This window comes from Pseudomonas triticicola (genome assembly GCF_019145375.1).
Lineage (GTDB): Bacteria > Pseudomonadota > Gammaproteobacteria > Pseudomonadales > Pseudomonadaceae > Aquipseudomonas > Aquipseudomonas triticicola.
Window position 1 is genome coordinate 801,577 of record NZ_JAHSTX010000001.1, and the last position, 20,616, is coordinate 822,192.

Here is a 20,616-nt window from a genome sequence, read left to right on the forward strand (position 1 = left end):
AATTGTTTGTTGTTATGCCAGCCATCAGTGAGGGTTATCCATGAATCTGTTTCAGCTGCGCGCCTTCGATGCCGTGGCCCGCGAAGGCAGCTTCACCCGCGCGGCTGCGAGGTTGTTCATCAGCCAGCCGGCAGTCACCGGACACATCAAGGCACTGGAAGAGCATTACCAGATCACCTTGCTGCGGCGCACCGCGCGACGGGTGGAACTGACCGAGGAGGGCACCAAACTGGCGGCGATCACTCGCGCCATGTTCGGCCTGGCGGAAGAAGCGCAGACGCTGCTCGAGGCCAATCGGCAGTTACTGACCGGGCGTCTGGAGGTGGCGGCGGACGGGCCGCACATGGTCATGCCGATGCTGGCAAGCCTGCGCGCACGCTATCCGGGGATCACCGTGAACCTGCGTCTGGGCAACGCGCAGGAAACTTTGGCGGCGCTGTTGTCGGAACACGCCGATGTCGCGGTGCTGACCGAGGTCGAGCCGCGCAAGGGCCTGCATCTGCAAGCGCTGAGCGAATCGCGGATCTGCGCGCTGGTGCCGGCGGGGCATCGCTGGGCGAATCGCTCCGGGGAAATGAAACTCAAGGAGCTGGACCAAGTGATCATGGTCCTGCGCGAGCCGACTTCGATCACCCGGCGCACGTTTGACCAGGCGTGTGCGCAGGCCTCGATTCAGCCGCGGGTGTTGCTGGAGCTGGACAGTCGCGAGGCGGTGACCGAAGCGGTCGCGGCCGAGTTGGGGGTCGGTGTGGTGTCATCGGTGGAGGTCAGTCATGACCCGCGCGTGGTGGCGATCCCGATTGCCGGGGAAGGGCTGGTGAACCGGCACATGATTGGCTGTATGGAGCGCCGGCGCGAGTTGCGCTTGATTCAGGCGTTTTTTGATCTGGCGCCAGACTGAAAACCGAGGCGACTCCTTCGCGAGCAGGCTCGCTCCCACACTACAGAGCGCGGTCCCATGTGGGAGCGAGCCTGCTCGCGAAGGGGCGCGGCCGCCTATACGACACTTTTTCGCACTCGGTGCACAACGGTATCGGCAGGCCGGGCTGAGCCTGGGACTACTGCTCGGCGCGGTGGCTCAGCCAGTCGAGCAACAGGCTGTCGCGCGCGGGTTCTGATTCGCGCTCCGGCGGCTGGCGTGCGTGGCTGAGGCACAGGATCGGTCGGTCCGGATCACTGTCGAGGAAACTCACCCACACTTCACTGCCGGCACGCGGTAATTGATCGACGGCGACGGGGCCGCTGAGCCGGCTCATGGCGATCGGCAGCCACAGGGCATCGCTGGCGGATTTATCCGCAGACGGCCACAGGCTTACAGCGAGGCAGCCGTTTTCGTCCACTTGCGCAGGTTGCCCAGGCGCACCCGCGACTTTCGCCAAGTGATAACCGGCAATATTCGGGCGAGCTTGTTTGAGTGGCGGACGGAAGTCGGTCGACCAGGGCTGCGCAGTGAAGTCGTTGTGATAACGCTGAACGCTTGGCGCCGGATCAAGGATCGAAGGGTGCTGCCCTTGGTGGCGCACGGCGCATATGAGCCATTGTTCGTTGAAATGATGGATCGGGTGGTCGGCCACAAGCAGCAGTCGGCCACTGAGCAAATCGCTGCAATCACTGCGCCCGTGAATGGAACGCAATTGGCAGCGCTGGCGTTGCAGATGACGGCGGCTGCGCTGTTCGGCGTGCAGACGTTCCGGCGATCGCGCGGGCATCGGCAACTCGGTGGAGACTTCGTTGGCGGCTTCGGCGTTGCCGGTTGGCTGACCGCGATTGCGCACTGCATGCAGCATCGGCACGGGCGCCGCGCGATGCTGTTGATAGAGTGCGCTAACGCAGGGCGATGGTGGTTGCTCATCAGCATTGAAAGGGATTTCGACCGGTTGCTGGGGCAGGCTCAGGCTGTCGTCGGCGAACACCACGACGTGTCCGTCCGGCCCATGTTCGAAGTGATAGTGGATGCCTTCTTCTTCGCATAGCCGCTGCAGCAATGCCAGATCGCTTTCTTCGTACTGAATGCAAAACGCCCTTGCCGGGTAGTGACCGACGCTCATTTCAATGCGGTAGCTGTGCGCTGGCAGGGCATGTTCCTCGAGCAGTTGCTGGATGATCTGCGGCGTACTCAGGTGAGTAAACACGCGGCGTTTGTGCGTTTGCGCCAGTTGTTGCAGATGCGGCACCAGAATCAGTCGATAGCCGACCCGATGCGTCCCGCGATGTTCGCAACTGGCGCTGGAAATGACGCCGTGCAACCCGTGCTGCTCACTGAGCCGCAGAAAGGCTGGCCGGTGCAGGAAGGATCCCGGGACGATGGCCGGGGCCAGGCCGAGCAGTTCGATGTCGAAACGGTAAGGCTGGTTCAGCGCTTCCTCGCCGCGAAAACGCACCACCGGCAGGCGCAATCCGCTGTCGGTCAGCGTAAGGGTGAAGGGACTTTCCTTGTCATTGAGCATTCGAGCAGGCCCTGTCAGGCGATACGGGGTTTCAAGGGTACGAAACCGTCGGCCTGAATGGTCATGTCAAAGGCGCTTTTCAGAATCCCCCTACATGCTTTGGTGAAGATGTCGATTCCGTCGGCTGTTTTTTTGGTCGATTGCCGACTTTAGGCCGTATAAACTTGCCGCCACGCGTCGGCCAATAGATGTCTCGGCGCCACAGATCAAGAGAGTGAGTAATGGGCGCACAGTGGAAGGTTAAACACAAAGAAGCGGCAGCCAACGCCAAAGGGAAGATCTTCGGCAAACTGGTGAAGGAAATCACCATTGCTGCACGCAACGGTGCCGATACCGCCACCAACGCACACCTGCGTCTGGTGGTCGAACAGGCGAAGAAAGCCTCGATGCCAAAAGAAACCCTCGATCGCGCGATCAAGAAAGGCGCCGGTCTGCTGGGTGAAACCGTGCAATACCATCGCGTGACCTACGAAGGCTTCGCGCCGCATCAGGTGCCGCTGATCGTTGAATGCGTCACCGACAACATCAACCGCACCGTTGCGGAAATCCGCGTGGCATTCCGCAAGGGCCAGTTGGGCGCTTCCGGTTCGGTGGCGTGGATGTTCAACCACGTCGGCATGATCGAAGCCTCGCCGGACAGCCCGGATGCCGATCCGGAAATGGCTGCGATCGAAGCCGGTGCCCAGGATTTCGAGCCGGGTGAAGAGGGCGCGACGCTGTTCCTCACCGACCCGACCGACCTCGACGCCGTGCAGAAAGCCCTGCCGGAACAAGGCTTCACCGTGCTCTCGGCCAAGCTCGGCTACCAGCCGAAGAACCCGGTCAGCGGCCTGAGCGACGAGCAGATGGCTGAAGTCGAAGCGTTCCTCGAAGGCCTCGACAACCATGATGACGTGCAGGACATGTTTGTTGGTCTGGCTGGCTGATCTGTCGCGCCAGTAATGATCTCTTCGCGAGCAGGCTCGCTCCCACACTGGAATGTATTTCAACTGTGGGAGTGAGCCTGCTGGCGATTGACCGTGCAGCGGTCACAGGTTCTCCAGCACCTCGATCACTTCACTGAACCCCGGCCGCCCCAGCACATCGGCCTGACAGCAACGTCGCTCCAGCGCCTGCATTTGCGCGCGCCGCTCCGTACTCAATCCTGAGTCGACACGCTCCAGCAATTCCCCCAACAACACACCGAACGCACGGACTTCCAGGCGCTGCAATGCGCGCGTCTGCACATCATCGCCGGTGGCATGAAACGACGCCGCGCCGAAATCCCCCAGCAGACAATCGCCACGATCGTTCAACAGAATGTTGTGGCCATACAGATCGCCGTGGGTGATGCCTTTGCGGTGCAGGTGCTGCGCTGCTGAGGCGATGCCTTTGGCGATGCGCAGGGCAACGTCGGCGGAGAACCGGCGATCTTCGGCATAAACATCCCGCGAGCAGGAGTCCAGGCTGGGCAAACCGGCGAGATTGCCGAAGCTCGGATCAATCAATTGCATCACCAGCCCCTGCTGTTGATCGGGATGGCCGCAGATGCGCCCTTCGACGCGGATCAGGTTCGGGTGCAGGCCGGCGGTGATGCAGGCGTTCATCTCATGCAACGGCGAGCCGTCGCTGGTCATCTCGCCTTTGTACAGCTTCACCGCAACCGCTTGCGCCGTGCCATCGTCACGCTGCCAGACCGCCCGGGAAATCACCCCGGAAGCGCCTTCGCCCAATTGCTGTTCAAGGCGCAGCACCGACCAGTCGATCAGCGGCGTGGCCTCAAGGGCAGCGGCATCGGCTTCGGTCTCCAGCGGATTGCCGGCGTAGGCCAGCCAGGTCAGGCTCGGCAAGGTCAGCAACCACTGCGGCAGTTCGCTGAGTTGGTTGGCAGCGATGCGGAGCAATTCCAGCCGATGGCAGTGGCGCAGGGAGTCTGGCAGCGATTGCAGGCGATTGCCGGCGAGCATGAGCTTCCGCAGAGCGGGGCGTTCACCGAGTTCGCTGGGCAGGCTTTCGATGCGGTTATCGGTGAGGATCAGCCAGCGCAGCTGCGGCGGCAGGGCGGCACCGGGCACATTGACGATGCGGTTGGCCTTGAAGCCGACCATGGTCAGCGCGGTGCACTGGCCGAGGCACGCCGGCAGTTCGGTGAAATGGTTGTCGGAGCAGAACAGCACGCGCAGGCGGGTCAGGCGATGCAGGTCAGCGGGCAGGCTGCTCAGCGCGTTGCCGCTGAGGTTGAGCACTTCCAGCGTGTCGGCCAGTTGGAAAATTTCGTTGGGGAATTCGGTCAGCCCGCAGGACAGGTCGAGGCGGGTGATGCCCGACAGCTCGCCGGCGCGCAGTTGAGCAAGGGTGTGCATGTTTGATTTCGCTATTGATCGGTGGAGCGACGCGGGGGCGCTGGAATGGGCGACATGATAGCGGTAAAGCAATCTCTGGTTTATCTGGTATTGAAGTTGGCCCGGGACCTTGTGGGAGCGAGGCTGCTCGCGAAAGCGGTGTATCAGTAAATGAATTCTGACTGACATACCGCTTTCGCGAGCAGGCTCGCTCTCACAGGGTAGGGTGTCAGTTGGGTTCGTGGATTTCCTGCAACTGCCCCAACCGGCTGCGCGTGCGCGCCAGGTCGATGGCGTGACCTTCAAGGCTCTGGCCCAGCGGCAACTGGCCGAGCAGGGTCAGGTGTTTGTCCTGATCGTAGAGCACGTCGATCAGATTGATGAAGCGCTGTTGCACGGCGATCGGACATTCGCCGAGCTGCGGCAGGTCATCGATGATCCACTGGTCGAAACGCTGGCACAGTTGCAGATAATCCATCACTGCCGTTGGCTGTTCACACAGATCGTTGAAGGTGAACGCGACTCGCCGGCCTTGGCAAAAACGGGCCTGAAGCTGGCGCTTGCCAACCTCGAGGGCCAGGGCAGGCGCGTCGGCTGGTGGCAGGTCCAGAGTCTGACGTTGAGCTGCCGTCGCCGGCCAAACGTAATGTCCTTGGGTAAACACTTGATGCGTGTGTTGGCGGTTGAGTGCGCGGTAGTCGTGGGCGCCGCCGACTTCCATCACTTGCATGCGCGTGTTGATCAGCTCGATCACCGGTTTGAAGCGCGCGTGATACAGCGGATTGGGCAGCAGGCCCTCGGGTGCATAGTTGGAGGTCACCAGCAGCATGATCTGCCGTTTGAACAGGGCCTTGAACAGCCGCGTGATCAGCATCGCGTCGCCGATGTCATGCACGTGAAACTCGTCGAAACACAGCACCTGGCAATCTTCCAGCAACTCATCCAAGGTGATTTCCAGCGCGTCTTCCTCCTGGCGATGACGGAACATGCCGTCGTGCAACCGAGCGAAGAACTGATGGAAATGCAGGCGGCGTTTGCGCGTGATGGGCAGTGCCTGGAAAAATCCGTCGAGCAACCAGCTCTTGCCGCGCCCGACGGCGCCGTACAGATACAGACTCGGCGGGGTGTGGCCGCTGTCGCCGAGCAGCACGCTGGCTTGCTGCGCCATGCAGTCGATGACTTGCTGCTGACTGCGGCTGAGGGTGTAGCCCTGGCTTTTGGCCTTGTCACGGAAATAATCGCGGATGGTCGCGGCATGAGCGTCGTGCCCGGCGCCGGCGGGCAGGCCTTTGCCGAACAGGCGGCGCAGCAACGGCCAGCGTTGGCTCATTCGTGATCGTTTCGGCGTTCGGGCGGGCACGCGGGTCAGGCTCCTGGTTGATTGGGCCGACTCCACCGGAGCTCGGCGCTAAAGTTTAACCAGACCTCGGACATAGGCTCCATGAAATATGCATGATTCCCCTGTAGGAGCTGACGAGTGCAACGAGGCTGCGACTTTTGATCCTGGGTTGCCGCGAACAGATCGCAGCCTCGTTGCACTCGCCAGCTCCTACCAGAGGCGGATTTCAGAACGGTGGCGATTGCTTGAGCAACTGCGCTGCCGGCGAGTCGGTCGGCCTGACCACCGCATAGTTGTAGCCCGGCCCTGACCAGTAATCGGCCTGCAGATCGCCATCGCTGCGCGAGCCACGCGGCAGCAGGGTGTTTTTCGGCCCCGGTGGACGCAGGTAGAAACTGACCTTGTGGCCGCTGCCATCCTCATACATCACCATCGCCGCCGCGCCTTCATCGGTGCTGAGCAAGCGCCCGCTGACCGGCTCGAATCCGGCAGCTTTCAAGTCCGGCAAGCGCCCGGCACCGCTGAAGTAGCGGTCGAGCCAACGCTGCATGTCGCCGTCGCTGTCGACCTTGTAATCGGCGGGCAGTACGCCTTGCTGGGCGATCAGGCGATAGGCTTGCAACGCGTCAGTCATCGGCAATTGCGCAGGGCGCGCCAGGGTCATTTCCCGCGCCTGCCAGCCACTGAAACCGCCGACGCTGACGGCGATCAGCAACACCGCCGCGCTGGCCAGATGCCGACGAGACTGCTGGCGGCGGCGCTGGCGAATCATCATCGGGTCGAGCGCCGGATTGGCCGGTTGCTGCAACGCGCCACTCAGCGCTGCGCGCAACTGTTGGGCATCGCGTTGCCAGGCGCGCACCTGCGCCGCTTCTTCGGGGTGGCTGGCCAGCCAGGTCTCGAGCACGCGCCGATCGGCGTCGCAGAGCTGGTGGTCGACGTAGGCGTGCAAATCACGTTCGCTGGGAGGCAGGCTGATCATTTGAGTATCCGCAAGGAAGGGCTGCTGATTTCGCCGTCGCTGAGTTGGCGCAAGGCCTGGCGGGCGCGGGACAGGCGCGACATCACGGTGCCGATCGGGGCGCCGAGGATCTCGGCGACCTCTTTATAGGACAGGCCTTCCACCGAGACCATCAGCAGCAAAGCGCGCTGTTCGGTGGGCAGGCGTTCGAAGGCTTGCAGGGTCGACTGGGCGATTACCGTGCGTTCCACTGAGGGTTCGGCGTCGTCACGGCCGGTGAAAAATTCCAGCATCCGTGCATAGCGCCGCGAGCGACGGTGCGCATCGAGAAATTGCCGATAGAGAATTGCGAACAGCCAGGCGCGCAAGTCGCCCTCGGCGCGTTTCTCGCCCCAGGCCGACAGCGCCCGCTCGAGGCTGGCCTGGACCAGATCGTCAGCGCTGCTGCTGTTGCGCGTCAACGACACGGCGAAGCGGCGCAATCTGGGAATGATTTCTCTCAACTGTTCGTCGAATTCGCTCATGAATTTCTGCTGGTCGCTACGCTGTGGACTAGGAAGACGCCCGTCAGCGCAGGTTATTCCCCGTGCGCAAAAATAAATACCGCGCCGTGGAATAAACCCGGATGGGGTGCGTCTTGCTGACTCTTTCCACTTGTGGCCGATGGCCTGGAGATATTCATGGTTGATCGCTCGTCCCCCAACGCTGCACCGCCCGGCAGGCCGCCGCGCCAGCCACTGAGCGCCGCGAGCCTGGTCTTTCGCCTGGGCGGCATTGCCGTGATTGTCGCCGCCGTGGCCGGGGCGTTTGCCTACGTGCATGGCAACCTTGACCCACAACGATTGACGCCAAAAGCGTTGGTCGATGTGCTGGAAAAGAACAACGGCGTGCATCCCGGTTTCCGCCGCAATCACGCCAAGGGCGTGTGCGTGATCGGCCATTTCGAAAGCAGCGCCGAGGCGCGCGCGTTTTCCACCGCGCAAGTGTTCAATCTGCCGCAGACGCCGGTGGTGGGGCGTTTCGCCTTGCCGGCGGGCAATCCCTATGCGCCGGACAGCGCCGTACCGATCCGCAGCCTGGCGCTGCGCTTCACCCAGGCGAACGGTCAGCAATGGCGCACCGGCATGAACAGCATGCCGGTGTTTCCGGTGGGCACGCCTGAAGCGTTCTACCAATTGCAGCAGGCGCAGTCGCCGGATCCAGCCACTGGCAAACCCGACCCGACGAAGGTGCCGGCGTTCTTCGCTGCACACCCGGAAGCCGTGCCGTTCTTGACGTGGGTGAAGACCGCCAAGCCTTCGGCCAGCTACGCCACCGAAACCTATAACAGCATCAATGCGTTCTATCTGGTCGATGGCAACGGTAAAAAGCAGGCCGTGCGCTGGAGCATGACCCCGTTGGCGCAGGACGCGGCAGGTGCCACGGCCCCTGAAGGCGCAGACTTTCTCGAGAAGGACTTGGTGCAACGTCTGGCCGCCGCACCCTTGCGCTTCCAGTTGAACATCACCCTGGCCAACGCCGACGACCCGGTCAACGATGCCAGCAAGACCTGGCCCGCAAATCGCAAAGTGCTGAACGCCGGGACTTTGGTGCTGGAGAAAACCCAGCCGCAGCTCAGCGGTGAATGCCGCGACATCAACTACGACCCGCTGGTGCTGCCGGCCGGGATTCAAGGCTCGGCAGATCCACTGCTGGCCGCGCGTTCTGCCGGCTACGCCGATTCCTACCTGCGTCGCACCAGCGAAGTCAGCCAGTTGCCCGCCGCCAAACAGGAGGCTCGTCCATGAACAAGCAACCGACGCATTTCGTTTTGCTGGCGCGCCTGCTGCACTGGCTGATGGCGCTGATGATCATCGCCATGCTGTTTATCGGCGCGGGCATGGTCACTTCGGTGTCGTCTCGCCATGAATGGCTGATTCATTTGCACAAGCCGCTGGGCATCGCGATTCTGGCGCTGGTGATCGTGCGCCTGCTGGTGCGCTTCACCACCCGCCAACCGCCGCTGCCGGATGATCTGCCGGGCTGGCAGGTGTTGGCAGCCAAGGCTTCCCACGTCTTGTTGTATGCGTTGATGCTGGTGTTGCCGCTGCTCGGCTGGGCGATGATCAGTGCCTCGGGCGAGCCGGTGATGCTCACGGCGTCGCTGCATCTGCCGTCGATTGTGCCGGCTGACGCGCAACTGTTTGCGGTGCTGCGCAAGTCCCATGGCTATCTGGCGTATCTGCTGTTTCTGACGGTGCTGCTGCACCTGGCGGCGGCGCTGTTTCATGGCTGGGTACGTCGTGACGAAGTGCTCGACAGCATGTTGCGCGGGCGCGATCGCGGCTGACCGCTTAAAGCAAAAGATCGCAGGCCGGCTGCGATCTTTTGTCGTTACAGAGGAGGGAATCAGCGCAGGGTGTCGACCATGTCGGCGAGGGTGGTCAACACATCCTTGCCCAATTGCTTCGAACGTTTGCCCGACCAGCCGGTGATCTTGTCCGGGTGGTCGTCGTGGTCCTTGAACGGCATCTCCAGGGTCAGCGACAGGCAATCGTATTTCTGCCCGACGCTGTTGCAGGCCAGGGTCATGTTGGCCTGTCCCGGTTCGTCGCGGGTGTAGCCGTAGGTGGTCTGGAAGTCTTTGGTGGTGTGCTTCAGATGGCTGCGGAAATGCTCTTCAAGCTTTTCGATGCGCGGTGTAAAGCCAGGATTGCCTTCACAGCCGGCGGTAAAGACGTGGGGGATTTCCTCGTCGCCGTGCACGTCGATAAACGCATCGACGCCATATTTTTCCATCTGCTGCTGGACGAAAAGCACTTCCGGACTGATGTCCTGGCTGGCGTTCTGCCAGGCCCGGTTCAAGTCCTGACCCATGGCATTGGTGCGCAGATGGCCGTGGAAGGCGCCGTCCGGGTTCATGTTCGGCACCAGATACAGATCGGCGATGGCCAACAGTTTGTTCAATACCGGATCATCCTGGCGCTCCAGACGCTCGATCACACCTTCCATGAACCATTCCGCCATGTGCTCGCCCGGATGCTGCTGGGCAATGATCCAGATCTTGCGCTGGCCTTCGGCACCGGTGCCTTTGCGCAGCAGCTGAATGTCCCGGCCCTCGACACTTTTACCGGTCGCCAGCAATTCGGTGCCAGCCTTGCTCAGCGCCTGTTCGATCAACCAGTCGTGGCGGCCGCGGCTGTAGGGCTCGAAGTAGGCGAACCAGGCGTGGGTCTGTTCGGCTTCGAGGCAAAAGCGCAGGCTGTCGCCTTCGAAGCTGGTGGGGATGCGGAACCAGTTGACGTGGTCGTAGGAAGCGACTGCCTGATAGCCGGTCCAGGCCTTGTTATAGGAGGACTGGCTGGCGTTGACCAGACGAAACCAGTGTTCCTGATGCACATGCAGGCCGCTGGCCTTGAAGTGGAACCACTGAAAATGAGCGCTGCGGGTGTCCGGGCGGATGGCCAGAACCGGATTGAGCGGGTTGCTGATGTCGATGACTTGGATATTGCCGCTGTCGAAATTGGCGCTGATGTCGAACGAAGATTTGGCCACGGTCATAATCGCTTCCAGAGCAGGATTTTTATGACCGGTACTTTACACGCAGGCAGGGCTGAAACCGAGGGGAATTGCGGGCGTAGCGGGGGGCGTCTTCCGTGACGCGCCAGCAGCTTAGAGGCTATGCGATTGATTCTCAAGTGCTGATTGCCATTAGTTTTGCCCAATGTGGCCGGGCTCGGCTTGCCAATCAATATTCTTTTGATATTATCCGCGCCATCGAATTTGCAGCACCCCAAGACTTCATTAGCCTGAAGACACAAGCCCGAAAAACGGGCAAAAAAAGACCCGGCAAAAAGCCGGGTCAAAAACCGTGATTAGCCTGATGAGGAGATAGTCCAGAAGACCGACCTAAGGTCTCTGGTCCATCGACTGATCTCGCGACCAGCTGCTTGCAATAATAATCATTATCATTTGCAAGTCAAATGTTTTTATCTGCGCGATGGGAAAATTCTTTCCTGTCCGCCCGTACCTTGTCCGCCGTGACTTCGTCGTTATCGATCGAATGGTCGACCATCGCCCGCGCCATATCCACCATGTGCACCACCGAAAAGGCCAGATCGCGACTGGTGCCTTGCAGGTTTTCTGCGGCCTTGAACGCGGTGGCGGCTGCACATCGCAACAGATCCGAGGCATGCACCAGCGCTTCCTCGCCGCTGAGATGGCCTTTGACATTGAAAAAACGTTCGTCCGTCTCGGGTTCTGAAACAGCCGGTTTCAAGTAGTAATCCAGCGCGCGCTGTGCGGCGGCATTGCCTTGAGGGGAGGTGAAGCTGGTGTCGATTTGCAGATCGGGCAGGTCTTTGCTGCTGATGTTCATCATGAAACGTCACTCCATGTTCGATTGAAAGTCCGTTTCCTTAGGATAGTACCGCCTGTATTTGTGACGAGAATTTAAATACTACAATATGTGTTTTGCCGGTCGAAGACGTCCGCGTAAGGTGCGGCACATGGATAAATGGATTGAGTTGGTCAAGGCCAAGATGAGTGAACTCAAAGTCACTCAAACAGAGCTCGGAGAGCGCGTCGGCATGTCCCAGGGCGGGATCGGTCATTGGCTGAACAAGCGTCGCGAACCCGGTGTCACCGAAATGAACCGCGTGCTCAAGGCGCTGGGAATGGACTTCCTGGAAGTCGTTCTGGTGATCCGCGAACCGCAGTCGACGCCGGAAGACGAAATGCCGCTGGCACAGAAGTACAACCCGTACTTCCGTTACCCGGTTTACGACTGGCGAGCGCCATGTGAGGTGCGTGACGCGGCGGCGAGCTATCCCGGAGCATCAGCGAAGCAGCGCTTCGAACTGACGGATTACCACGCTCGCGGCGGTGCGGCGTTCTGGCTGACGGTGACGGGGGATTCGATGACCGCGCCGAGCGGCCAGAGCATTGCCGAGGGCATGCTGATTCTGGTTGACCCAGAGTTGGAGGCAGTGCCTGGCAAACTGGTGATCGCCCAGTGGCCGGACAGCGAAGAAGCGATTTTCCGCAAACTCGACGAACAGGCCGGCCAGCGCTACCTGGTGCCGCTCAACCCGACCTGGCCGAAAACCCTGCTCACCGATGAATGCCGGATCATCGGCGTGGTGGTTCAGGCAACGGCGCGTTACTGAACGGATCGATCCTCGCGCAAGGCCAGGATCGATCCTTTTATTTCATCCGTCTTCCAGTTCAACCAGAGCGCTGCCTTCGCTGACCATATCGCCTTCCTGGCAATACAGCGCTTTGATCACACCGGCGTGCGGCGCGCGGATGCTGTGTTCCATCTTCATGGCTTCAAGCACCACCAGTTGCGCCCCGGCCTCAACCGACTGTCCCGTTTCGACCAGCACGCGCACGATGCTGCCGTTCATTGGCGCGGTCAGACCGCCCTGATGGCTGTGGCTGGCTTCGACGGCACTGATCGGATCGAACGCTTCGATGCGCCGCAACTCGCCGTCCCATTGCAGATACAACGCGCCACCCTGACGAATCGCCCGTAATGTGCGGCGCACGCCGTCATGCTCGACGGTCAGCGCTTCGCCCTGCAGTTTTGCATGGGCCGCAGTTCTCAAGGTCAACGCGCGATCCTGTCCCTCGCAACTCAGATGCAAGGTGATTTCCGCCGGCAAGCCTGCGCGCAAACCACTGCTGCAAGACCAGGGAGAGGCGGCATCATCCGCCCGCGCACGCTTCGGCAAACTCTGCGCAAACGCTTGCGCCGCCGCTTGCCAGAACTCATCGCTCAACGCGCCCGGCGCTGGCAGCAATTGCTCCTGATAGCGCGGAATAAACCCGGTATCCAGCTCTGCCGCCGCAAACGCCGGATGCGCGATGATCCGGCGCAGGAAATTGATGTTGGTCTTCAGCCCGCCAATCGCAAACTCGTCGAGCATGCTCAACAGACGCAAGCGCGCCTGTTCGCGATCTTCACCCCAGGCAATCAGCTTGCCGAGCATCGGGTCGTAGAAGGGCGATATCGCGTCACCTTCCTCGACCCCGCTGTCCACCCGCCGCCCCGCGCCCTGTGCCGATTCGCGGTACAAGTCCAGACGCCCGGTGGCCGGCAGGAAATCATTCGCCGGATCTTCGGCATACAAACGCACTTCGATCGCGTGACCATTGAGTGGCACCTGCGCCTGAGTGATCGGCAGCGTTTCCCCACGAGCGACGCGAATCTGCCAGGCGACCAGATCCAGCCCGGTGATTGCTTCGGTCACCGGGTGCTCGACTTGCAGCCGCGTGTTCATCTCCATGAAGAAAAACTCGCCGCGCGCATCCAGCAAAAACTCCACGGTGCCGGCGCCGACATAACCGATCGCCTGCGCCGAACGCACAGCCGCTTCGCCCATTGCCCGGCGCAACTCGGGCGTCAGACCCGGCGCCGGGGCTTCTTCGACGACTTTCTGGTGCCGACGCTGAATCGAGCAGTCGCGCTCGTTGAGGTACAGGCAGTTGCCGTGCTGATCGGCGAACACCTGAATCTCCACATGACGCGGCTTGAGCAAATACTTTTCCACCAACATCCGCGAGTCGCCAAATGACGATTGCGCTTCGCGCTGCGCCGAGGCGAGGGCTTCAGAAAGTTGGCTGACATCTTCGACAACTTTCATGCCTTTGCCGCCACCACCCGCAGTGGCCTTGAGCAGCACCGGATAACCGATGCGCTCGCAGGCTTCGCGGAAGGTGTCGAGGTCCTGCGCTTCGCCGTGGTAGCCCGGCACCAGTGGCACGCCGGCCTTTTCCATCAGCGCCTTGGCGGCGGATTTGCTGCCCATCGCATCGATGGCCGAGGCGGGCGGGCCGAGGAAGATCAGTCCGGCGGCTTCGATGGCGCGGGCGAATCCAGCGTTTTCCGAGAGAAAACCGTAGCCGGGATGAATCGCCTGGGCACCGCTGGCCTTGGCGGCGGCGATCAATTTATCGATTTGCAGATAACTCTCGGCAGCCTTGCTGCCGCCCAGATCAACACGAATATCGGCTTCACGGCTGTGCCGCGCATCGCGGTCAGTGGCGCTGTGCACGGCGACGGTGGTCAGGCCCAGAGCCTTGGCGGTGCGCATCACGCGGCAGGCGATTTCGCCGCGGTTGGCCACCAGCAGGGTAGTAATCACAGGTGCGCTCATCAACGCGACTCCTTGGTGGATGCGGCTTGCCAGTTCGGTGGGCGTTTTTGCAGGAAGGCACGCAAGCCTTCCTGGCCTTCAGGGCTGACGCGAATCCGCGCGATGGCATTTTCGGTGTAGCGGCGCAGGGCCGGGGTCAGCGCGCCGTTGCCGACTTCGCGCAGCAAGTCCTTGCTGGCGCGCATGGCGGCGGGGCTGTTGAGCAAAAGGTTGTCGATCCACTGTTCGACCTGTTGCTCCAGTTCAACGGCCGGATAGCTTTCGGATAACAAGCCGATCTCCCGCGCCCGCTGCCCGCCGAAGCGCTCGGCCGTCAGCGCATAACGCCGCGCCGCCCGCTCACCGATCGCCTGCACCACGAACGGGCTGATCACGGCCGGTGCCAGGCCGATGCGCACTTCCGACAGGCAGAACTGCGCGTCATCGGCGCCGATCGCCATGTCACAGCAACTGATCAAGCCCAGCGCGCCACCGAACGCCGCGCCCTGAACCACAGCCAGAGTGGGGATTTTCAGCTTGGCGAGGTTGTACATCAGCTCGGCCAGCTCGCGCGCGTCGTCGAGGTTGGTGTGGTAATCGAGTTCCGCTGATTGCTGCATCCACGCCAGGTCGGCACCGGCACTGAAATGCCTGCCGCGCCCGCGCAGCAGCAGGAAGCGCAGGCTCGAATCGCTGGCGACCTTGTCGAGGGCGAGGATCAGTTCGCGGATCATCTCGGCGTTGAATGCGTTGTTTTTCTCCGCGCGATTGAGCCACAGCGTCGCGAAACCGCGTGGGTCGTTTTGCAGTTCGAGGGTATTGAAGTCGCTCATATTCATCCGTCTCCACGGTTCTTGTGGGAGCGAGTCTGCTCGCGAAAGCGGGGTATCAGTCGATCTATCCGCCGCCTGACAAAGCGCATTCGCGAGCAGGCTCGCTCCCACAAAAAAACATCACATCCGGAACACGCCGAAGCGGCTCGGTTCGATTGGCGCGTTCAGCGACGCGGACAAGGCCAGGGCCAGTACGTCGCGGGTCTGCGCCGGGTCGATGACGCCGTCGTCCCACAGCCGCGCGCTGGAGTAGTAGGGGTGACCCTGTTCTTCGTACTGATCGAGAATCGGCTGCTTGATCTCGGTCTCCTGCTCGGCGCTGAACGCCTGACCGCTGCGTTCGGCCTGTTCGCGCTTGACCTGCACCAGCACACCGGCTGCCTGTTCGGCGCCCATCACGCCGATCCGCGCGTTCGGCCACATCCACAAGAAACGCGGATCGTAAGCGCGCCCGCACATGCCGTAGTTGCCGGCACCAAAGCTGCCGCCGATGATCACGGTGAATTTCGGCACTTTGGCGCAGGCCACCGCGGTCACCAGTTTCGCGCCGTGCTTGGCGATGCCGCCGGCCTCGTATTTCTGGCCGACCATGAAACCGGTGATGTTCTGCAGAAACAGCAGCGGGATGCCGCGCTGGCAGGCCAGTTCGATGAAGTGCGCGCCTTTCTGCGCGGCTTCGGCGAAGAGGATGCCGTTGTTCGCCAGAATCGCGATCGGGTAGCCATGCAGGTGAGCGAAACCGCAGACCAGCGTAGTGCCGAACAGCGCTTTGAATTCATCGAACACCGAACCGTCGACCAGCCGCGCGATCACTTCGCGCACATCGAATGGCTGCTTGGCGTCAGCCGGAACCACGCCGTACAACTCGTCGCTGGCGTACAGCGGCGCAATCGGCGTGCGTTGCTGCACCTCGCCGAGCTTGCGCCAGTTGAGGTTGGCGACGCTGCGGCGGGCGAGGGCGAGGGCGTGTTCGTCGTTCTCGGCGTAATGGTCGGCCACGCCGGAGGTCTTGCAGTGCACATCGGCGCCGCCCAGATCTTCGGCGCTGACCACTTCACCGGTCGCAGCTTTCACCAGCGGCGGGCCGGCGAGAAAAATCGTCGCCTGGTTGCGCACCATGATCGCTTCGTCCGCCATCGCCGGCACATACGCGCCGCCTGCGGTGCACGAGCCCATGACCACGGCGATCTGCGGGATGCCCATGGCGCTCATGTTGGCCTGATTGAAAAAGATCCGCCCAAAGTGCTCGCGGTCTGGAAACACTTCGTCCTGACGAGGCAGGTTGGCACCACCGGAATCCACCAGATAAATGCACGGCAGGCGATTCTGCTGGGCGATGGTCTGCGCACGCAGGTGCTTCTTCACGGTGAGCGGGTAATACGAGCCACCTTTCACCGTCGCATCGTTGGCGACGATCATGCACTCCACGCCTTCGACGCGGCCGATGCCGGCGATCACCCCGGCAGCCGGGACGTCTTCGCCATACACGGCGTGAGCCGCCAGTTGGCTGATTTCGAGAAACGGCGAGCCCGGATCGAGCAAGCGATTGATGCGCTCGCGCGGCAGCAATTTACCCCGCGAGGTGTGGCGTTCCTGCGCTTTGACACCGCCACCCTGCGCAACTTGAGCGAGCAGGGTGTGCAGCGCGTCGACCTGTTTGAGCATCGCCGCGCTGTTGGCGGCGAACTCCGCTGAACGCGGGTTGAGCTGAGTGTGCAGAATCATGGGGCTTACTCCGTAAGCAGCTTCTAGCTACAAGCGGCAAGCTGCAAGTCGGGGCAAGAGCGTGGATCTCTTGCAGCTTGTAGCTTGCGGCTTGCAGCTGACGAAATTCATTTCGTCTCGTTGAACAGTTCGCGGCCGATCAGCATGCGGCGGATCTCGCTGGTGCCGGCGCCGATTTCGTAGAGCTTGGCGTCGCGCAGCAGGCGGCCGGCGGGGAATTCGTTGATGTAGCCGTTGCCGCCGAGAATCTGGATCGCATCGAGGGCCATTTGCGTGGCGCGTTCGGCGGTGTAGAGGATCACCCCGGCCGCGTCCTTGCGCGTGGTTTCGCCGCGCTCGCAGGCCTGGGCCACCGCGTAGAGATAGGCGCGGCTGGCGTTGAGCTGGGTATACATGTCGGCGACTTTGCCCTGGATCAGCTGGAATTCGCCGATGCTCTGGCCGAACTGCTTGCGGTCGTGGATGTACGGCACGATCAGGTCCATGCACGACTGCATGATTCCGGTCGGGCCGCCCGAGAGCACCACGCGCTCGTAATCGAGGCCGCTCATCAGCACTTTCACGCCACCGTTGAGCACGCCGAGAATGTTCTCTTCCGGTACTTCGACGTCATCGAAAAACAGCTCGCAGGTGTTGGAGCCGCGCATGCCGAGCTTGTCGAACTTGTTGCTGCGGCTGAAGCCTTTCCAGTCACGCTCGACGATGAACGCGGTGATGCCGTGCGGGCCTTTTTCCAGGTCGGTCTTGGCGTAGATCACGTAGGTGTTGGCGTCCGGACCGTTGGTGATCCAGGTTTTGCTGCCGTTGAGGACGAAGCGGTCGCCGCGTTTGTCGGCGCGCAGTTTCATCGAGACCACGTCGGAACCGGCGTTGGGCTCGCTCATCGCCAGGGCGCCGACGTGCTCGCCGCTGATCAGCTTCGGCAGGTATTTGCTTTTCTGTTGGTGATTGCCGTTGCGGTTGATCTGGTTGACGCAGAGGTTGGAGTGCGCGCCATAGGACAACGCCACCGACGCCGAGCCACGGCTGATTTCTTCCATCGCCACTACGTGCGCCAGATAACCCAGACCCGCGCCGCCGTACTCTTCCGGCACGGTGATCCCGAGCAGGCCCATGTCACCGAATTTGCGCCACATGTCGGCGGGGAACAGGTTGTCGTGATCGATCTGCGCGGCACGCGGGGCGATCTGATCGGCGACGAAGGACTGCACCTGATCGCGCAGCATGTCGATGGTTTCACCGAGGGCGAAATTCAGGGATGGATAGCTCATGAGGCACCTTTTGGCTTTTTTATCGGGTGGAGCGCACGACGAATCGGCGTTCAGCTTTACGTTAACGTAAAGCTTCCACAGTTCGGCTGTCAATCGGCTTTACGTAAGCGTCAACTTGGGCGAGAGTAAGGGCAGTTCAGGATCAGATATCGGTTTGTTTCTGGTGGGAGCGAGCCTGCTCGCGAAAGCGCTGTATCAGTCGCCCTCAAGGCTGAATGACGCAGCGTATTCGCGAGCAGGCTCGCTCCCACAGGGATTCAAAACCGGGAAAACCCACTAATAAAGACAATAGGGGTCGTCATGGATCAACCCAGTGCAAACCCGCAGCGCAGCTACACCCGTGGCTCTCAGGACCAAGCCCTGCTGGCGATGACCATCGGTCAGCGCTTCGATCAGACTGTCGCGCAATACCCTGACGGCGAGGCTTTAGTGGTGCGCCATCAGCAGTTGCGTTACTCCTGGCGGCAACTGGCCGAAGCGGTGGATGAGCAGGCCAGAGCCTTGCTCGCACTGGGTGTGCAGACCGGCGATCGCCTCGGCATCTGGGCGCCGAATTGCGCGCAGTGGTGCATTACCCAGTTCGCCACGGCGAAGATCGGCGTGATCCTGGTCAACATCAATCCCGCCTACCGCAGCTCCGAACTCGAGTACGTGCTCAAGCAATCCGGCTGCCAGTGGCTGGTTTGTGCCGGAGCGTTTAAAACCTCGAATTACCATGAAATGCTCCAGAGCCTGGCGCCAGAATTGGCCGAGTACGCCATCGGTAAGCTGCGTAGCGAACGCCTGCCGGAGTTGCGCGGCGTGATCAGCCTCGATGCCAATCCGCCGCCCGGTTTTCTGCCGTGGTCACAACTGAGCAAACTGGCCGCCAGCGTCTCGCCCGATCAATTGCGCGAACGCAGCGCCAGTCTGCATTTCGATCAACCAGTGAACATCCAGTACACCTCCGGCACTACCGGTTTCCCCAAGGGCGCGACCCTCAGTCACTACAACATTCTCAACAACGGCTACATGGTCGGCGAAAGCCTCGGCCTGACGGCTGCCGATCGTCTAGTGATACCGGTGCCGCTGTATCACTGCTTCGGCATGGTCATGGGCAACCTCGGTTGCGTCACCCATGGCAGCACGATGATTTACCCCAACGACGCTTTCGATCCGGCGCTGACCCTGCAAGCGGTGGCCGAAGAAAAAGCCACGGCGCTATACGGTGTGCCGACCATGTTCATCGCCATGCTCGATCAGCCGCAGCGGCAGAGCTTCGACCTGTCGAGCCTGCGCACCGGAATCATGGCCGGCGCCACCTGTCCGATCGAGGTCATGCGCCGTGTGATCAATGAAATGCACATGAGCGAAGTGCAGATCGCCTACGGCATGACCGAAACCAGCCCGGTGTCGCTGCAGACCGGGCCAGCGGATGAGCTGGAGCTGCGCGTCACCACGGTCGGGCGCACCCAGCCGCAACTGGAAAGCAAGATCATCGACTCTGCTGGCCACCTCGTGCCGCGCGGCACCATCGGCGAATTGTGCACGCGCGGTTACAGCGTGATGCTCGGTTACTGGAACAATCCGCAGGCCACCGCCGAAGCCATCGACGAGGCGGGATGGATGCACACCGGCGATCTGGCGAGCATGAACGAGGAGGGTTACGTCAACATCGCCGGGCGTAACAAGGACATGATCATTCGTGGCGGCGAGAACGTTTATCCGCGTGAGCTGGAGGAGTTTTTCTTCACTCATCCGGCGGTGGCGGACGTGCAGGTGGTCGGCATTCCGTGCTCGCGCTACGGTGAGGAAATCGTCGCCTGGATCAAATTCCACCCCGGCCACAGCGCCTCGGAGCTGGAGCTGCAAGCGTGGTGCAAGGAACGCATCGCCCATTTCAAGACACCGCGTTACTTCAAATTCGTCGACGCGTTTCCGATGACGGTGACGGGCAAGATCCAGAAATTCAGGATGCGCGAGATCAGTATCGAGGAGCTGAAAACAATCGAGGGATAATCAAAAACCTTCTGTGGGAGCGAGCCTGCTCGCGAATGCGGTGTGTCATTGAGCGCAAATGTGTCTGGCACACCGTTTTCGCGAGCAGGCTCGCTCCCACAGGGATGCAGTGATAGAGAGACGAATTGCAGAAAGCACAAAGGGGAGCCGAAGCTCCCCTTTAATTTGTCGTTGCGTGCTCTTTTTATTATTGAGGGTCGGTCTGTTGTTGTTTTTGGCAACCGTGGCCCTGTACAGCTTTTTGGCGACCCCCATCCGGGGTCAAGAGCAAACGTATTTTTTTGAGCGCTGATCTGCTTTCTCGTTTAACGATCCAACCGATTCGGGAGCTACCTGAAGGTAGTTTTATTGTTCTCTGCCCGGTTGCGGGTCACTCCTGAGAGCACCCTGAAAAGCATACCTTCTCCAAAAAAATCTGTTAGCTGCGTCTCTGCCGTGTTGTTCTTGTTATGTCAGAGTCGTTACGTCTTGTTTTTATTGGTTTGCGGCTTTTTATTCTTGTTATGCGATAGAGATAGCAGGTGTCGTGCCAACTTTTAAAAAGCTTTATAAATCAGTCGGTTAGGGTTTTAGGGTTTTTTCAGCTCCGGGCAAAGCCAGACA

Annotated in this window: 18 protein-coding genes; 7 read left to right on the forward strand and 11 right to left on the reverse strand. The window is 61.1% G+C overall.

What is annotated here, in order from left to right; all coding sequences use genetic code 11:
• Positions 1 to 40 precede the first annotated feature (40 nt).
• Positions 41 to 901 carry a LysR substrate-binding domain-containing protein gene (locus KVG85_RS03685; RefSeq protein WP_217863002.1) on the forward strand — a complete coding sequence of 287 codons (861 nt, stop codon included), beginning with the start codon at positions 41 to 43 and terminating at the stop codon, positions 899 to 901.
• A gap of 157 nt (positions 902 to 1,058) precedes the next feature.
• Here the strand turns inward: KVG85_RS03685 and KVG85_RS03690 are convergent, their stop codons facing one another.
• Positions 1,059 to 2,447 carry a type VI secretion system Vgr family protein gene (locus tag KVG85_RS03690; RefSeq protein ID WP_217863003.1) on the reverse strand — a complete coding sequence of 463 codons (1,389 nt, stop codon included), beginning with the start codon at positions 2,445 to 2,447 and terminating at the stop codon, positions 1,059 to 1,061.
• 221 nt (positions 2,448 to 2,668) lie between these two features.
• Between KVG85_RS03690 and KVG85_RS03695 the strand changes: the two genes are divergently transcribed.
• Positions 2,669 to 3,373: a YebC/PmpR family DNA-binding transcriptional regulator gene (locus KVG85_RS03695; RefSeq protein WP_073471330.1), complete on the forward strand. Its 705-nt coding sequence runs from the start codon at positions 2,669 to 2,671 to the stop codon at positions 3,371 to 3,373.
• A gap of 102 nt (positions 3,374 to 3,475) precedes the next feature.
• On the opposite strand, the gene KVG85_RS03700 is transcribed toward KVG85_RS03695, so the two are convergent.
• From KVG85_RS03700 to KVG85_RS03715, 4 genes are all read right to left on the reverse strand, one after another.
• A complete protein-coding gene (locus KVG85_RS03700; protein WP_217863004.1) occupies positions 3,476 to 4,789 on the reverse strand; it encodes a protein kinase in 1,314 nt (437 codons plus the stop codon).
• 208 nt (positions 4,790 to 4,997) lie between these two features.
• Entirely contained in the window at positions 4,998 to 6,128 is a 1,131-nt protein-coding gene (zapE, locus tag KVG85_RS03705) for a cell division protein ZapE (protein ID WP_217863005.1), read from the reverse strand.
• Between the two features lie 205 nt (positions 6,129 to 6,333).
• Entirely contained in the window at positions 6,334 to 7,089 is a 756-nt protein-coding gene (locus KVG85_RS03710) for an anti-sigma factor family protein (RefSeq protein WP_217863006.1), read from the reverse strand.
• A complete protein-coding gene (locus tag KVG85_RS03715) occupies positions 7,086 to 7,592 on the reverse strand; it encodes an RNA polymerase sigma factor (RefSeq protein WP_016775320.1) in 507 nt (168 codons plus the stop codon). The genes KVG85_RS03710 and KVG85_RS03715 overlap by 4 nt, the downstream gene beginning before the upstream one ends.
• Before the next feature lie 156 nt (positions 7,593 to 7,748).
• Between KVG85_RS03715 and KVG85_RS03720 the strand changes: the two genes are divergently transcribed.
• Both KVG85_RS03720 and KVG85_RS03725 read left to right on the forward strand, forming a co-directional pair.
• Entirely contained in the window at positions 7,749 to 8,855 is a 1,107-nt protein-coding gene (locus KVG85_RS03720; protein WP_217863007.1) for a catalase family peroxidase, read from the forward strand.
• Positions 8,852 to 9,397 (forward strand): cytochrome b, encoded by a 546-nt coding sequence (locus tag KVG85_RS03725; RefSeq protein ID WP_122880191.1) that lies wholly within the window; start codon positions 8,852 to 8,854, stop codon positions 9,395 to 9,397. The genes KVG85_RS03720 and KVG85_RS03725 overlap by 4 nt, the downstream gene beginning before the upstream one ends.
• 59 nt (positions 9,398 to 9,456) lie before the next feature.
• On the opposite strand, the gene KVG85_RS03730 is transcribed toward KVG85_RS03725, so the two are convergent.
• Entirely contained in the window at positions 9,457 to 10,608 is a 1,152-nt protein-coding gene (locus KVG85_RS03730; protein WP_217863008.1) for a M14 family metallopeptidase, read from the reverse strand.
• 95 nt (positions 10,609 to 10,703) lie between these two features.
• Here KVG85_RS03730 and KVG85_RS03735 point away from each other — a divergent pair, with 95 nt between their 5' ends.
• On the forward strand, positions 10,704 to 10,922 hold the full coding sequence (locus KVG85_RS03735) for a hypothetical protein (RefSeq protein ID WP_217863009.1): 219 nt from the start codon (positions 10,704 to 10,706) through the stop codon (positions 10,920 to 10,922).
• Between the two features lie 104 nt (positions 10,923 to 11,026).
• Here the strand turns inward: KVG85_RS03735 and KVG85_RS03740 are convergent, their stop codons facing one another.
• Positions 11,027 to 11,425 (reverse strand): DUF6124 family protein, encoded by a 399-nt coding sequence (locus tag KVG85_RS03740; protein ID WP_038862224.1) that lies wholly within the window; start codon positions 11,423 to 11,425, stop codon positions 11,027 to 11,029.
• Between the two features lie 130 nt (positions 11,426 to 11,555).
• Between KVG85_RS03740 and KVG85_RS03745 the strand changes: the two genes are divergently transcribed.
• Positions 11,556 to 12,215, forward strand: coding sequence for a LexA family protein (locus KVG85_RS03745; RefSeq protein WP_217863010.1), 660 nt, complete (start codon positions 11,556 to 11,558; stop codon positions 12,213 to 12,215).
• A gap of 42 nt (positions 12,216 to 12,257) precedes the next feature.
• Here KVG85_RS03745 and KVG85_RS03750 read toward each other — a convergent pair whose 3' ends face one another.
• The 4 genes from KVG85_RS03750 to KVG85_RS03765 form a co-directional block, all read right to left on the reverse strand.
• A complete protein-coding gene (locus tag KVG85_RS03750; protein WP_217863011.1) occupies positions 12,258 to 14,207 on the reverse strand; it encodes an acetyl/propionyl/methylcrotonyl-CoA carboxylase subunit alpha in 1,950 nt (649 codons plus the stop codon).
• Positions 14,207 to 15,019: a gamma-carboxygeranoyl-CoA hydratase gene (locus KVG85_RS03755; protein WP_217863012.1), complete on the reverse strand. Its 813-nt coding sequence runs from the start codon at positions 15,017 to 15,019 to the stop codon at positions 14,207 to 14,209. Before KVG85_RS03755 ends, KVG85_RS03750 begins: the two co-directional genes overlap by 1 nt.
• A 120-nt stretch (positions 15,020 to 15,139) precedes the next feature.
• Positions 15,140 to 16,744: a carboxyl transferase domain-containing protein gene (locus tag KVG85_RS03760; protein ID WP_056788823.1), complete on the reverse strand. Its 1,605-nt coding sequence runs from the start codon at positions 16,742 to 16,744 to the stop codon at positions 15,140 to 15,142.
• Positions 16,745 to 16,851: 107 nt separating this feature from the next.
• Positions 16,852 to 18,015 (reverse strand): isovaleryl-CoA dehydrogenase, encoded by a 1,164-nt coding sequence (locus KVG85_RS03765; RefSeq protein WP_217863013.1) that lies wholly within the window; start codon positions 18,013 to 18,015, stop codon positions 16,852 to 16,854.
• A 300-nt stretch (positions 18,016 to 18,315) separates the two neighbouring features.
• Between KVG85_RS03765 and KVG85_RS03770 the strand changes: the two genes are divergently transcribed.
• The gene (locus KVG85_RS03770; protein ID WP_217863014.1) at positions 18,316 to 20,013 is read left to right on the forward strand and encodes an AMP-binding protein; all 1,698 of its coding nucleotides are present in this window, start codon (positions 18,316 to 18,318) and stop codon (positions 20,011 to 20,013) included.
• Positions 20,014 to 20,616 lie beyond the last annotated feature (603 nt).